At 44.9% G+C, this 14,854-nt stretch carries 10 protein-coding genes; 6 read left to right on the plus strand and 4 right to left on the minus strand.

The genetic code is table 11. The features are described from left to right. The first annotated feature begins 11 nt into the window (after window positions 1-11). A complete protein-coding gene (locus F8N35_RS13790; RefSeq protein WP_293054178.1) occupies window positions 12-1,703 on the plus strand; it encodes an alpha-amylase family protein in 1,692 nt (563 codons plus the stop codon). Window positions 1,704-1,819: 116 nt separating this feature from the next. Then, a complete protein-coding gene (locus F8N35_RS13795) occupies window positions 1,820-3,244 on the plus strand; it encodes a glycoside hydrolase family 28 protein (RefSeq protein WP_293054181.1) in 1,425 nt (474 codons plus the stop codon). Window positions 3,245-3,325: 81 nt separating this feature from the next. On the opposite strand, the gene F8N35_RS13800 is transcribed toward F8N35_RS13795, so the two are convergent. The 4 genes from F8N35_RS13800 to F8N35_RS13815 all read right to left on the minus strand — a co-directional run bounded on the left by F8N35_RS13800 (window position 3,326) and on the right by F8N35_RS13815 (window position 9,324). Beyond that, a complete protein-coding gene (locus F8N35_RS13800) occupies window positions 3,326-4,816 on the minus strand; it encodes a M56 family metallopeptidase (protein ID WP_293054183.1) in 1,491 nt (496 codons plus the stop codon). A gap of 1 nt (window position 4,817) precedes the next feature. Beyond that, a complete protein-coding gene (locus F8N35_RS13805; protein ID WP_293054186.1) occupies window positions 4,818-5,180 on the minus strand; it encodes a BlaI/MecI/CopY family transcriptional regulator in 363 nt (120 codons plus the stop codon). Between the two features lie 383 nt (window positions 5,181-5,563). Next, window positions 5,564-7,411 carry a TlpA disulfide reductase family protein gene (locus F8N35_RS13810; protein WP_293054189.1) on the minus strand — a complete coding sequence of 616 codons (1,848 nt, stop codon included), beginning with the start codon at window positions 7,409-7,411 and terminating at the stop codon, window positions 5,564-5,566. Between the two features lie 356 nt (window positions 7,412-7,767). Further along, on the minus strand, window positions 7,768-9,324 hold the full coding sequence (locus F8N35_RS13815; protein WP_293054192.1) for an FAD-dependent oxidoreductase: 1,557 nt from the start codon (window positions 9,322-9,324) through the stop codon (window positions 7,768-7,770). Window positions 9,325-9,597: 273 nt separating this feature from the next. Here F8N35_RS13815 and F8N35_RS13820 point away from each other — a divergent pair, with 273 nt between their 5' ends. From F8N35_RS13820 to wecB (F8N35_RS13835), 4 genes are all read left to right on the plus strand, one after another. Next, window positions 9,598-11,256, plus strand: coding sequence for a S41 family peptidase (locus F8N35_RS13820; protein ID WP_293054195.1), 1,659 nt, complete (start codon window positions 9,598-9,600; stop codon window positions 11,254-11,256). A gap of 6 nt (window positions 11,257-11,262) precedes the next feature. Beyond that, the gene (locus F8N35_RS13825) at window positions 11,263-12,558 is read left to right on the plus strand and encodes a glycosyltransferase family 4 protein (protein WP_293054198.1); all 1,296 of its coding nucleotides are present in this window, start codon (window positions 11,263-11,265) and stop codon (window positions 12,556-12,558) included. 88 nt (window positions 12,559-12,646) lie between these two features. Further along, a complete protein-coding gene (gene wecB / locus F8N35_RS13830) occupies window positions 12,647-13,762 on the plus strand; it encodes a UDP-N-acetylglucosamine 2-epimerase (non-hydrolyzing) (protein WP_293054201.1) in 1,116 nt (371 codons plus the stop codon). 15 nt (window positions 13,763-13,777) lie between these two features. Beyond that, window positions 13,778-14,848, plus strand: coding sequence for a UDP-N-acetylglucosamine 2-epimerase (non-hydrolyzing) (gene wecB / locus F8N35_RS13835; RefSeq protein ID WP_293054203.1), 1,071 nt, complete (start codon window positions 13,778-13,780; stop codon window positions 14,846-14,848). The last annotated feature ends 6 nt before the right edge of the window (window positions 14,849-14,854 follow it).

The following is a 14,854-nucleotide window of genomic DNA, read 5'->3' on the forward strand; positions in this document are numbered from 1 at the left end:
CTATAAATATTATGTCTTCTAAATTTGTTATATATCAGTTACTTCCCCGCCTGTTCGGGAATACTACTCATGTCAACCTGCCCAATGGTTCCATCGATATTAACGGTTGCGGCAAATTCAATGCTATTACGGCAAAAGCCCTGAAAGGTATTCGGGAACTGGGAGCCACTCATGTCTGGTACACCGGTGTAATTGAACACGCCGCTCAAACCAATTATTCAGAATTCGGAATACGCAAAGATCATTCGGCGATTGTCAAAGGGAAAGCCGGATCGCCCTATGCTATCAAGGATTATTACGATGTAGATCCCGATTTGGCGACCGATGTCCCTAATCGGATGCAGGAGTTTGAGGCATTGGTGGAACGAACCCACAAAGCCGGAATGAAGGTGTTGATCGATTTTGTGCCCAACCATGTGGCCCGTCAGTATGCTTCGGATGCCAAACCGGCAGGCGTTGCCGATCTGGGCGAGAACGACAATACCAACCATGCTTTCAATCCGCAGAATAATTTTTACTACATTCCTAATCAGTTTTTTGCAGGACAGTTCAATCTGCTGAAGGACGAAAAAGCTCCTTATCACGAGTATCCGGCAAAGGCGAGTGGAAACGATGTTTTTTCGGCGCATCCTACGGTAAACGACTGGTACGAAACAGTAAAACTGAATTACGGCGTCGATTATCAGGGTGGGAACACAAAGCATTTTGTGCCGGTGCCTGATACATGGACTAAAATGCTGGATATTCTGCTGTTTTGGGCCGGCAAGCAAATTGACGGATTCCGTTGCGACATGGCTGAGATGGTGCCGGTGGAGTTTTGGTCGTGGGTGATTCCAAAAGTAAAGGAACAGTTTCCGAATATTATTTTTATTGCCGAAGCCTATAATCCGGCGGTTTACCGCAGCTATCTCGATTTCGGCCATTTCGACTACCTCTACGACAAAGTGGGCATGTATGATACCTTGCGGAATATTACTTGTGGTAACGAATCGGCTCGGCGTATCAGTGTTATGTGGCAACGCGTTAACGATATTTTGCCAAAGATGTTATTCTTTCTCGAGAACCACGACGAGCAACGTATTGCATCCCGCTTTTTTGCCGGTGATGCCCGGAAGGCAGTTCCGGCAATGATTGTAACAGCCACCCTATCCACCTCGGTAGTGATGGTGTATGCTGGTCAGGAACTGGGGGAACCGGCTGCCGATGCCGAAGGATTCAGCGGAGATGACGGCCGTACTACCATTTTCGATTACTGGAGCGTCGATTCATTACGCAGCTGGTACAATAAAGGTAAGTGCGATGGCGCGTATCTCACAACAGATCAGCAGGAGCTAAGGTCGTTTTACAAGCAGTTACTGAATATCTCTTTGCAGGAGAAAGCCATTCGTGAAGGTGAAATGTTCGACCTGATGTATGTCAACTGCAACAACCCGCGCTTCAATCCCGACCAGCAGTTTGCCTACCTGCGCAAAGCCGGTGATGAACTTTTGCTGATTTGCGTGAATTTTGCTGATACAGCTGCAGAAGTGGCGGTGAATATTCCCAAGCATGCCTTCGATTATCTTGGTTTGCAAGAGAACCTGCAGGTCGGAGCCGTTGATTTATTAACGGACTTAGCAGAACCAGAACAAAAATTCTCTTCCGAACTTCCGTATGTTGTGAAGATGGAGAAATATTCAGGTAAGATTTTGAAAATAAAATAAGTCATCCTCCCCACGAAATTTCACTAAATCCGTTGCAACGTCTTTTACATCATTGTGTACTTTGTGAATACCCTTTGTGTTCTTTGTGGTAAAATGTTGGATAAACATATAAACTCATGACCCAAGACTCTTCCAGAAGAAAATTTTTGAAAATTGCCGGGACCGGTTTGCTGGCTGCACCCATAATGGCTTCCATTCCCGGAATTGCCGGTGCACAGTCGGTAAAAAGTAAGAAACAAGCGAAGCTTGCTCAGAAAAGTACCACCACATCAAAAGGAGTAAAACTGAATATCCGCGATTTTGGAGCAAAAGGCGATGGCGTTACAAAAGATACGGTTGCTATTCAGGAAGCGATTGACCGTTGTTGGGTGCTGGGTGGCGGAGAAGTGCTTATCCCCACAGGAAATTATCTGGTTGGAGGTGTTGCTCTAAAGTCGAATACACTGCTTCGTCTGGAGAAAGATGCCATACTTACCGGTAGCCCCGATTTTGCGGACTATCCGGTGATGCAGGTGCGTTGGGAAGGTAAATGGATTCAGGGGCATGTCGGGTTGATTTATGCTGTTGATGCCGAGAATATCGGGATTGTCGGCCCCGGAAAAATTCAGGGTTGTCATGCCTTGGGTGGTCGCCCCAATGCGCAGAATCCGCTGCGTCATCCTGCATTGATTGAGCCTCTCGGATGTCGTGGTATTCGCTTCGAAGATTTCTCCACCGACTATCATCAGATGTGGTCCATCCATCCTACCTATTGCGAAAATATCAGCATTAAAAATCTGACTATCCGCAGTACGGGTGGTAACGGCGACGGCATTGATGTTGACTCGTGCAAACATATTAAGATTGATAACTGCGACATTGCTACCGGCGACGATTGTATCTCTCTAAAATCGGGCCGTGGAATGGAAGGCTACACCTTGCTGCGTACCACCGAAGATGTGACCATTACCAATTGCACCTTTTCCGATTCTATTTTTGCCTGCATTGGTATCGGGAGTGAAACATCAGGAGGTATTCGCAACGTGGCGATCCGCAACTGCAAGTTTACCTACGCCAAAACACATGCTATCTATATTAAGAGTCGTCCGGGACGGGGCGCTTTTATCGAAAATATTAAGGTGGAAGATATCGACGTGGTAGGTACCGAAGGTGGATTTTTGCGTTTCAATCTGTTGGGAAGCGGTATTCAGGATCAGTTTCCGGTTCCGGGAATGGATGGTATTCCTACAGTCAAAAACTTTAGCTTTTCGCGGGTAAAAGTTCACGATGTGCCGGTGTTGGTAGACGGAATCAGTGTACATCCGCTAAAACCATTGCAGGACTTTACGCTGAGTGACGTGAGCGGAACCTGCAAAAAAGGAATTTCGCTGGCCAATATCCAGAATGCCAGTCTGAGTGATATCAACGTGAGTGCTTATGAAGGTCCATTGCTGAGCATCAATAACGTGACGGGCAAAGGACTGGCCGGTGCAGTGAAGATTGACCCGCCGAAAGTGCCGGAAATGATCCAGCCTTCCATTCCGCCGTATGAGTTGAAATAGGAATTGGATGCTAAAGGTGAAAAAATCCTGCTATAAGAACTGGTTTTCTATAGCAGGATTTTTTCGTTTTGCGAACGGAAATTATTTTGTCTTGGATTTGATAATAATTACTCCGTTTTTGCCCTTTTTGCCGTAAGTCTTTATAGCTGTAGAATCTTTTAGCACAGTAACAGACTCAATATTATTCGGATCAATCTTGTCAATTTCGGTATCATCTGCTTTCCCATCAATAATGATTAATGGTTTGTCCTGACCCCCAGTTTGTCTGACAAAAATTGTTTTTGCTTGCTTTGATCCGTTATTGTCGGAAGTAACTGTGGTTGTAGTGGTTTCATTCTTTGATTTTTTATCTTTTTGAACGTGGGTGACGACTACGGTTTTTGTTCCATTTTCGTTGATGGTTGTTGTTGATCCATTTTTGGTTTTCTTTGTGATGACGATCACTCCGTTCTTGCCTTCTTTGCCAAACTTTGAAACAGATACTGAGTCTTTGAAAACCTCGACGTTACTGATTATTTCAGGGTCAATCTTCTTCATTTCTTCCGTTGTTGCTTTCTTGCCATCGATAATAACCAACGGTTCAGCATGGGTAGAATCACCCGAATGTTTGATAATGACTACTTCATGTTTTACTTGTTTGATGGAGTCAGAAGAAGTCGCAGAAGCTGCTGGCTGACTATTATCCGAAAGATCTGCATTACTCCAGGCGTCTTTCAGCTCTTTGGCATTGACAACGAGTAAGGTTCCAATTAATAAAGGTACTACCAGCAGGTATTTGCTGGTCCACAATGAGTGGGTGCGTTTTTTATTCATCATGATAATGCGTTTTTTTAAGTGTGAAATACTGAAATGTTGAGTGAGTGGCAGCGAGCTGCTTTGAGCCACTTTCAGCAGGGCATACTGGTATGCTTTCGGATCCTGACCCGACCGCAACACTTGTTGATCTGCCAAAAACTCAATGTTCTCGCGTACCGAACGTGCGAACCAGTAATACAACGGGTTCATCCATACCAACGATTGAAAAAACGCCACCAGCATCAGGTCGATTCCGTGTTTTTGGTCGATGTGAGCCTGCTCATGCCGGATGATCTTTACCAGCTCCTCTTCTGTGTACAGTTCCGGATTGAGAAATATCCGCCCCTGATACGAGAACGGATTAAGCTCTTTCGCAGGGACGTACACTTTTTGATTACCGTAACAAACCACTCTGCAACGCCGCATTACCCACCATAGTTGTAAATAACGAAACAGCAAAAGCAGCAGACTGCCGGCAATTCCAATACAGAGCAACAGATCGATTAATTGCATCGTGCTCAAAGAGAATGTTTCGGGACGAGCCAAATTGTTCAGCGAATCGCCGACCAGCAGGATGACATACTGTACACTCTCTCTTTGCGGAATGAGAGCCGCGGGATGCAACAGCGGCAAAAGAGTCGATGCTATAATGATTCCCAGCAGATACACCCGCTTGGCTTTGTAAAAAGTGTCGCGGTGCAGAAATAGCAGGTAAAACGCAAACAGTAAGATAAACACCCCGTTTGCTTTCAACAGATAGAGCGTAAAAGGTGCCATACTATTTTTGTTTTTCGATCAATTTCACGATCTCTTCCAGATCGTCGCGCGAAATCTTTTCATTTTTAGCAAAGAAAGCTACCAGCGAACGGTAAGAGCTTTGAAAGTAGTTGTCGATAATGCCCGAAAGCATTTTCTCCGAGTAACTTTCGGAGCTCAACGCGGGTTCGTACCAGTAAACATTGCCATAGCGGCGACTTTTGACATACCCTTTCTTCTCCAGATTTTTCATCGTCGAAGCAAGGGTAGTGTAGGGTGGCTGTGGTTCGGGATAGGTTTCGAGAATATCCTTAACAACTCCGCCCTCCTTGAGTTTCCAGAGTGCCTGCATGGCATGTTCTTCCTGTGGTGTCAATTTTTCCATAATCGTTTTTTCTTCCTGTAATAAAACGGCCATTATTATCACGTCGCAAATCTACGAATGTTTCGTAATAAATAGTGCTACAAAAAGTTGATTTTATATTCTTTTAAATGTTGAAACAAAAAGAGAGCGCTACTCATATCTGCATCCAAAGCGTCAAACTGATTCTCTGGGTGCAGAAAGTATCGTTACAAAATAAAAATTCCTACTGTGCGAATGTTTTCGCGACAGCAGGAATTTCATTTATCTGGTTAGGATATTCCCTTATGATAAGACAAAGTAAATACTTACCGGATTGAAGTCATATCTCCGAACAAAACAACAACTTGTGTGTCGTATCATTTTGCGCGAAGCAGCATCAGGAGGCGTCTCCCTCCAATTTGAGATTACAGCCAACGGTCAATCACATCCCCCAACATTTCCGGCTGCGGATCGATCTGAACCATATCTCCCTGCTTGTTTATAACCAGCTTATACGGGATATGAGGTGCTTTATACATTGTTGCCACCTTATTTTCAGAATCGAAAAGAACGTTGAATATGTACTTTTGGTCAGCAATAAAAGCCTTCACATTCTTTAGCACAGCCTCTTTTGCCTCTCTTTCCCAACAATTGATAAAGAAGAAGACAACATCTTTTTCTTTGTACTGATTGACTAATTTTTGCATGTGGGGAAATGATGCTTTGCAGGGTCCGCACCAGGTGGCCCAAAAATCGATCACCACAACTTTTCCCTTATAATCCGACAAATTTACTTGCTTCCCTGCCATATCTGTCAAGGTAAAATCAAATGCCTTTTCTTGCTGGTAACAGTTAATAATCTTTCGTTTATTCTCGGCTAACTGCAGGCTGGCATTTTTATCTTTTATTGGATTTAATTGGCTTTCGGGAAGGTTTAATGTATGGTAAATCCGCTCCAGTTGTTCAATCAAAGGCCTGGAACTGACCCCGGCATTCATCTCTTTTTCTATAAATAGTCTGGCATATTCCGGTCCCTTCACTTTTTCGGCAAATACAGCATACCGCTCCTTACCATCAGCACCGGTCAGTCCATTCAGTTGTCTGACGGAATCCTGATATTGGAAGGCAAGATCATACTCCTTCATTTTATACAACAACAGGGCATATGTATCGGCAAACATGTTGAATGCATTGTTCAGAGTATAGTCCGTAAAATTTTTGGATAACTGTCTCATCTCTTTCCGAACGGCATCTACGGTTTGCTTGGAGAGGGATGCCACAATATCGAGATTTTGAACCGGAGTCGTCAGATCCTGCCCTGAAAGAGTCCAGGCAAGATTGTTGAGAGTGTACATAGACAAGCTTTTATTCTCAATCATGTTGGCATATTTTACAACATTCTGAATATCTTTGATCGAAACAAAGTGAGAGACCACTCTTGCATTGAAAATATCTTTGGAAGTTTGCGTCGTATCTCCAACCACAGCAAGGTATCGGATTCTGGCTTCGTTGATAATAGAATCGTTCAGGTTCTTTGTCGGCATGCTTGCCCAAAACTTACTCTTAGCCAAACTTCCCCTGGGATATTTTTGCAAAATCATCTGTTCGGTTTCTTTTTGCTTATCGACCATACCGAGTTGCCGATACATGGAAGAAACATAAGAGAGATCCTGTTCTCCTCCACGCGCCTCAAGGGTAGAGATCTGATCTAACATCAACTTTTTGGCAATCTCTTTATTCGTTCTGTATTTGACAAACAAATAATTATTGTAACTACCGAGCTGCTTAAATGACGGATATGCTGCATAAATAGATTCGTACTCCTTTAAGACCTCTTCGGGAGTCGATTTAACTTTGAAAGCATACATAGTATAGTCCAGGCATTGCAGTAATGCCAACCGCGCCATATACTCATCCGTTTTGTTTTGCTTTCGCAGCACTACTACATATCCTTTAGAATCGTTATTATCAATCACTTCTCGAGTTAAAGATAATACAGCAGCTGAAAAAACACGGGCGGTGTCCGGCAGCGTCAGTTTAAATTCATAATGATCGGCAACTTTGTTGAGATAAGAGTAATTCAAATGATTCAAATCGTCAACGATGCCCATAATATGTCGTTGGGACATCATCGCATCAGAGGCAGGTTCATACACATAAATATTTTCAACTCCAGGCTTGTAGATGTTGTTTTTTAAATAAACTTTACCGGTTTGTGCCACAACCGCACAAGGAGCCAACAATATAAGCAATGCAACAAAATAATTTTTCATAGACACTAAATTAAAAGGTTGATAGATCGCCCGATTATTTAAACAGTTGATTTTCGTCTTTGGCAGTAAGCTTTGGAGATAGAAAAACAAGTCTCCCTGACTTTGGGAGGGTCTTTCCTAATTGCACCTTCCATGAAATTCATGCGAATCGGAATGAATCGCTCTTGCAGGAGTATTGGCTTTTTAGCTTCGCTACTTACTAAAATGCAATAAGACAGATATTGTTAAAACACAAATCTACAACTATTTTGTAAAAAGCAAGACTATGAAAAGAATATTTTTATTATATTTTAAGCGTAAAATACAAAATATGACAGTCAGACCACCATGTTAAGCAGTTGTCTGATTGTGAAATATTATTCCAGATACCGTTTTGCCGCAGCGGCACAATTCTCTCCGTCGATGGCTGATGAAGTGATTCCTCCGGCATAACCGGCACCTTCGCCGCACGGGAAAAGACCTTCAATTTGCACGTGTTGATAGGTTTCCAGATCTCTTGGAATACGCACGGGAGAGGAAGAGCGAGACTCTACGCCTACAATCAAGGCTTCATTGGTGAGGTAGCCGTGCATTTTGCGGTCGAACTTTTTGAAACCCTGTTGCAGACGGCTCGAAATATGTTGCGGTAACCAGAAATGGAGTGGGGAAGAGAGTACTCCCGGCAGGTACGAACAATCGGGCAATGAGCCGGAGAGCTTTCCTTTTACGAAATCGCCTACGCGCTGTGCCGGAGCGGTCAATCCTTTACTGCCGTTATTAAAAAAGGCCAGTTCTTCCACGTATTGCTGAAAATGCAGTCCGGCCAGAACACCGTATTGTTGGTATTCTCCCAAATCTTCGGGTCTGATTTCGACCACCAAACCGGAATTGGCAAACGGTGAGTTACGATGCGAAGCAGACATGCCGTTCACTACCAGCTCCTTTGCTCCGGTGGAGGCCGGAACGATGTGTCCGCCGGGGCACATGCAGAACGAATAAACGCCACGATCGTCGACCTGTTCCACCAGATTGTAGGCGGCCGCCGGAAGAAATTCTCCCCGCTCGCGACGATGGTACTGGATGCTGTCGATCAGCTCCTGCGGATGTTCCACGCGCACGCCCATGGCAAAACCTTTGGCTTCGAGCGCAATATTGTTGTTGTGCAATAGATGATAAACGTCCCGTGCCGAATGACCGGTAGCCAGAATCACCGCTTTGCTTTTGATGGTGCTTCCGTCTGCCAGTTCCACCCCTATGACCTTCGAATCTTCAATTTTCAGTCCGGTGACTTTGGTGTTGAATCGCACTTCGCCACCATGTTCGAGAATGGTTTCGCGCATAGCTTTGATCACCTGTGGCAGACGGTCGGTGCCGATGTGCGGGTGGGTCTCGTACGGAATTTCGTCTTGTGCTCCGTGACGATGAAAAATGGAGAGAATGCGTTGCACATCGCCCTTTTTCTTGGAACGGGTATAAAGTTTTCCATCAGAAAAAGCACCGGCGCCACCTTCTCCGAAACAGTAGTTCGACTCGGGATTCAGTGTGTTGCTGCGGATCATCTGGGCAAGGTCTCTTTTGCGTTCGGTCACTGCTTGTCCGCGCTCCAGAAGAATGGGTTTTAAGCCCAATTCGATCAGTCGCAATGCGGCAAACAGACCTGCAGGACCAGCACCTACCACGATTACCTCTTCTTTATTGGTTACATCCTGATAATGCAATGGTATGGTATCGGAGGTGATAGGTTCCTTGCCGGTGAAAACTTCTACGGCCAGATTTATTTTGACGAATCGTCCCCGGGCATCGATTGATTTACGGATAGGACGAATATGTGATATTTGTGTCGGAGGCAGCGAAAGCGCTTTGGCTACAGCCTGTTTCAACAACTCGGGGGTGTGCGCCTGTTCGGGCGAAAGGGTCAGTTGAAGGGATTGCATAAACTATTTTATTAGAGAGTGCAAAGATAGGCATTAAACCTGCGATTCGTCAAATGTGTGTTATGTCCCGGAATGTCAGAATTCCAATTATTCCAAAACCACAGAATTTTACCCATTTTGGAATCCTGAAACTCGGGAATCTTGGAATTATGCCGAATAAAGATAAAAGCTCTTTCTGTTAGGTGTTTAGCACTTAACCATTTTTACTTTTAACAAATAAGGTTTCCCGAAAATAATACGTACTTTTGCACAAATTTATAGCAAACTCACGACATGATTCGATTTCGTAAATTCTCCTTGCTGATTATAACATTGCTCACGGTATCTTTTGGCATGATAGCTCAACAGGATGCTAATGAAAGACGTTTTTCTATGAGCAAAAATCTGGATGTGTTCAACAGTGTGGTTAGAGAACTTGATGCCTTCTATGTTGATACACTGAATTATGATAAAACGATACGTGCCGGTATCGATAATATGCTGGAAGGTCTTGATCCTTACACGGTTTACATGCCAAAAGAAGAGACGGATGAACTCAAAATGATGACTACCGGAGAATATGCCGGTATCGGTGCTTTGATTGGAGGCAGATCGGGACAGGTATTTATTTCGGAACCATATGAAGGAAAACCGGCTGCAAAAGCAGGCCTTAAAGCAGGCGATGTTTTGGTTGAACTGGATGGTTTGAACCTGAAAGGCAAATCAACTTCGGAGGTTAGCGCTTTGTTGAAAGGACAACCCAAAACTATTGTGAAACTAAAAGTGCAGCGCCCCGGGGAGACCAAAGTGCGCTCTTTCGAGGTAATGCGCGAACGCATAACTATTAACCCGGTGGTTTATTATGGTGTTGTTGGCAATAACACAGGATACGTACTTCTCAATGAATTTACCAACAGTGCAGCCGAAGAGATGCGGGCTGCTTTACTGGAACTAAAGAATAAATACCACGTAACCTCCATAGTTATTGACCTTCGTGACAATGGAGGCGGTATTATTGATGAGGCGGTGAAAATGGTAGGCTTTTTCGTTCCCAAGAATACCGAAGTGGTTTCGACACGTGGAAAATTAAGACAATGGGACCGGACTTACCGTACGATCAACGAGCCGATATTGCCCGACATGCCATTGGCAATTCTGGTATCACAAAACACGGCTTCGGCATCTGAGATTCTAAGTGGCTCGTTGCAGGATCTTGATCGCGCTGTGATTATCGGGGTGCGTACTTTCGGAAAAGGACTGGTGCAGTCTATTCGCCAATTGCCTTATGACGGACATCTCAAAGTTACTACCGCCAAATACTATATTCCAAGCGGACGTTGCATTCAGGCAATCGATTATTCAAACCGTACGGATGACGGCACTCCCATACATGTTGCTGATAGCCTTACCCATGAGTTCAAAACAAAAATTGGTCGTACGGTACGCGATGGAGGAGGAATTCGTCCCGATTTGGAAGTGAAAGACTCTATGAAAGTGAGTATTGCATATTATCTGATGAACCAGAATATTATTTTTGATTTTGCCTCTCAGTATGCACTTACACACGCAACGATTGCAGAACCGGAAAATTTCAGAATTACGGGTGCAGAATATGAGCAGTTCAAGCAATTTACAAAAGAAAAGAAGTTTACCTATACTCTTCAAAGTGATAAGCTGCTGAAGAATTTGATGTCGACCGCAAAAATTGAAGGGTACGATGAAGTGGCAGCTGCCGATTTCAAAGCGTTGCAGGCAAAACTAACCCCGAATATCGATAAGGATCTGGACACTTTTCGTAAGGATATAACCAATCTTATCAATGCTGAAATTGTGAAACGTTACTATTACCAGAAAGGTGTGGTACGTTATGCTTTGCCGCAGGATAAGACCTTGTTGAAAGCGGAAGAACTGTTCAAAGATATGAGTGCTTACAATAAAATTCTGGGGAAATAATTCGCTATGCGCAAAGTTTTGATTATAACCTACTATTGGCCTCCTTCCGGAGGGTCCGGCGTGCAACGGTGGCTGAAATTTGCTAAATATTTACCTCAATATGGCTGGCAGCCGGTGATTTATACTCCTGAAAATCCCGATTTTGCCATTGAAGACCAAAGTTTGTTACAGGATGTATCGCCCGATACCGAAGTGCTGAAAACAAAAATATGGGAACCTTACGAAATCTATAAGGCGCTGACAGGCAACAAAGGGAAAAAGGTCAACGTGGCATATGCTGCCGGAGGTAAAAAGGGTGGCGCTATTCATAAGCTGGCACTGGCTTTGCGCGGCAACCTGCTGATTCCAGATCCGCGTTGTTTCTGGATAAATCCTTCGGTAAAATACCTGTCAGAATATCTTAAGAGCAATCCCGTAGATGCGATTATTTCTACCGGGCCTCCCCATTCTATGCACATTATTGCGCTGAAATTACATCGCAAAACAGGTTTGCCTTGGATTGCCGATTTTCGTGATCCGTGGACGAATATCGATTTTTACAAAGAATTGAACCTTTCCTGGCTGGCCGATAAGTTGCATCATCGCCGAGAGCAGCAAGTGATTTCAGAAGCTGACTGCGTGGTGAGTGTAACACCTACCTGGTGCTCCGAATTTGAAGCTAAAGGACCGAAGAAAATTGCTTTGGTTCATAACGGTTATGATGAGGCGGATGTTGCCGGACAGGATGTTGCTGTCGATGAAGAGTTCTCGTTGGTGCATATCGGAAGCGTCAATGCCGCGCGTAACCCGAAAGTGCTATGGAAAGCGTTGAGTGAACTGCTGCCCGAAAATAAAGAGCTCGCATCGAAGATAAAAATCAAGCTGGTGGGCAATATCGAAGCGGTGGTTTTTGAAAATATTGAAAAATATCAGCTTGGCGACTATGTCGAAAAGGTTGGCTATTTGTCTCACAAAGATGCGGTTGCGTTCCAGCAAAAGGCACAGATGTTACTTTTGCTAATCAACAATACGCCCAATGCCAACGGAATCCTTACCGGCAAACTGTATGAATACATGGCATCGGGTCGCCCCACGCTGGCGATCGGTCCGTCGGGCAGCGACATCGCAAAAGTGTTGAACCAAACCGGATCGGGCACGATTGTCGATTTCGACGATGTGGATGGCATGAAAAAAATGTTGCTCGACTTGTTCTCGAAATACCAAAACGGAGAGTTGACCTCTTCGGCCAGCGGCTACGAGCAATATTCCCGTCGTGCACAGTGTGGCGTAATGGCCGGTCTGCTCGACGATATTACAAAATAAAAAGAGTACTCAGTCCGCAGTATTCAGTACTCAGTATCAAATAAATGTTAGTCTTGAATCTTGGTTCTTGGCTCTTTGTTCTCGAAAAATGAAAAAAATTATCCTTGTTTGCGGTGCGCGTCCCAACTTTATGAAAATAGCGCCTTTGATGCACGAATTGAAGAACCATCCTCAGCTCGAAGCGGTGCTGGTGCACACCGGACAACATTACGATACCCAAATGTCGGGCCGTTTCTTTGAAGAACTCGGCATTCCGGCTCCCAATATCAACCTCGAAGTCGGTTCTGCTTCACATGCCCAGCAAACCGCCCGTATCATGACAGGTTTTGAAAAGGTGTGCCTTGACGAAAAACCCGATTTTGTACTGGTAGTAGGTGATGTAAACAGTACTGCTGCCTGTGTATTGGTAGCCGCTAAATTGAATATCAAAACGATACACTACGAGGCCGGTTTGCGTAGCAACGACCGCACCATGCCCGAAGAGATTAATCGTCTGGTGACCGACTCCATTAGCGATTACTTCTTTACCACCAGCGCCGATGCCGACGAAAACCTATTGAAAGAAAACGTTGCTCCGGAAAAAATCTTTATGGTGGGCAACCTGATGATTGACACCCTCGAAGCCAATCTGGCAAAAGCCGCCGGAGCTCCGCAAGTGTTCGGACTGCTCAATAAACCTGGTAAGATCGATATCAACGACCTGTCGACGAGCGGTTACGGCGTAATGACCTTCCATCGCCCGTCGAACGTGGATGAAAAAGCATCGCTGGAACGTTTGGTAAATATCTGGGGTGCTGTGTCGCAACAAATTCCGCTTGTATTTCCTATTCACCCGCGAACCTACAAAAATATTCAGCAGTTCGGCTTGCTGGATACGATTTCGGCATTCCCGAACCTGTACCTGATTGAGCCGCTCGGCTATCTGGAATTCATCCATTTAGTGAGCCGTGCCAAATTTGCCCTGACCGATTCAGGCGGCATTCAGGAAGAGACTACCCATCTCAATATTCCCTGCCTGACCGTTCGTCCCAATACCGAACGCCCCGTTACCGTATGGGAAGGGAGCAACAAGCTGATTAAGATCGACGATATCGAAGCCGAAGCGGCTGCTATTGTCAAAGGCGATGGCAAAACCGGGAATAACCCGAAATATTGGGATGGCAAAACGGCACAACGCATTGTTGCTATTCTGGAAACGCTTTAATTAGAGAAGTTGACCATGAATCGTATTCTTACCATTGTTGGGGCACGGCCTCAGTTTGTAAAGGCGGCTGCCGTTTCGCGGTCGCTGAAGCAACATGGTATTGAAGAGATTCTGGTACACACCGGACAGCATTACGATGCCAATATGTCGGAGATCTTTTTCGAGGAGATGGAAATCCCGAAACCTGCCTATAGTCTTGACATTCATGGTTTGAATCACGGAGCAATGACCGGGCGCATGCTCGAGGGTATCGAATCTATTTTACTCAACGAAAAGCCCGAAGCCCTGATGGTTTTCGGGGATACTAATTCCACGCTGGCCGGTGCACTGGCAGCTTCTAAACTTCATATTCCCGTGGTTCATGTCGAAGCCGGATTGCGCTCGTTCAACAGGCAAATGCCAGAAGAGATCAATCGTATCCTTACCGACCGCATATCCGATATTTTGTTTTGCCCCACCGATATTGCCGTTCAAAACCTTGAAAACGAAGGCTTCCGTAATTTTCCGGTACAATTGGTCAAAAGCGGGGATGTGATGCTGGATGCTGCTCTTTTTTATGCTAAGAAAGCTGCAGCAAAATCGACTATCATTGAGGATTTAGGACTCAATGAATTTGTACTGGCAACTATTCACCGGCAGGAGAACACCGACGATGTGCAAAAATTGCGGCAGCTAATCGAAGGGTTAAACGAGATAACCCGGAAAACACCGGTGGTGTTACCATTGCATCCGCGCACACGAGCCATTTTGCAACAAAACGGAATCGCATTGCAATGTCGAACTATCGATCCGGTGGGCTATTTCGATATGATTCGTCTCCTGCAACATTGCCAGTTGGTCGTTACAGATAGCGGAGGCGTGCAAAAAGAAGCCTTCTTCTTTGGAAAACAGTGCATCACCCTGCGCGAACAGACCGAATGGACCGAGCTTGTTGCAGGCGGATTCAATACCCTGGTTGGCACTGACAAGGCGTTGCTGATGGCGGCCTTTGAAGAAGCAAAAACGAATCACCCCGATTTTTCTATCAACTTATATGGTAATGGTCAAGCCTCAGACATTATTGCCGACACAATTTCAAAAGCCTGATTTTGA

Origin of the sequence: Paludibacter sp. (assembly GCF_009712605.1) — a bacterium.
Taxonomy (GTDB): Bacteria; Bacteroidota; Bacteroidia; order Bacteroidales; family Paludibacteraceae; genus Microbacter.

Excerpts from the sequence above, each read along its gene's own strand:
- F8N35_RS13810 (WP_293054189.1), bottom strand. The coding sequence starts at position 7,411 with ATGAAAAATTATTTTGTTGCATTGCTTATATTGTTGGCTCCTTGTGCG.
- F8N35_RS13800 (WP_293054183.1), bottom strand. The coding sequence starts at position 4,816 with ATGGCACCTTTTACGCTCTATCTGTTGAAAGCAAACGGGGTGTTTATC.
- F8N35_RS13805 (WP_293054186.1), bottom strand. The coding sequence starts at position 5,180 with ATGGAAAAATTGACACCACAGGAAGAACATGCCATGCAGGCACTCTGG.
- F8N35_RS13795 (WP_293054181.1), top strand. The coding sequence starts at position 1,820 with ATGACCCAAGACTCTTCCAGAAGAAAATTTTTGAAAATTGCCGGGACC.
- F8N35_RS13815 (WP_293054192.1), bottom strand. The coding sequence starts at position 9,324 with ATGCAATCCCTTCAACTGACCCTTTCGCCCGAACAGGCGCACACCCCC.
- wecB (WP_293054203.1), top strand. The coding sequence starts at position 13,778 with ATGAATCGTATTCTTACCATTGTTGGGGCACGGCCTCAGTTTGTAAAG.
- wecB (WP_293054201.1), top strand. The coding sequence starts at position 12,647 with ATGAAAAAAATTATCCTTGTTTGCGGTGCGCGTCCCAACTTTATGAAA.
- F8N35_RS13825 (WP_293054198.1), top strand. The coding sequence starts at position 11,263 with ATGCGCAAAGTTTTGATTATAACCTACTATTGGCCTCCTTCCGGAGGG.
- F8N35_RS13790 (WP_293054178.1), top strand. The coding sequence starts at position 12 with ATGTCTTCTAAATTTGTTATATATCAGTTACTTCCCCGCCTGTTCGGG.
- F8N35_RS13820 (WP_293054195.1), top strand. The coding sequence starts at position 9,598 with ATGATTCGATTTCGTAAATTCTCCTTGCTGATTATAACATTGCTCACG.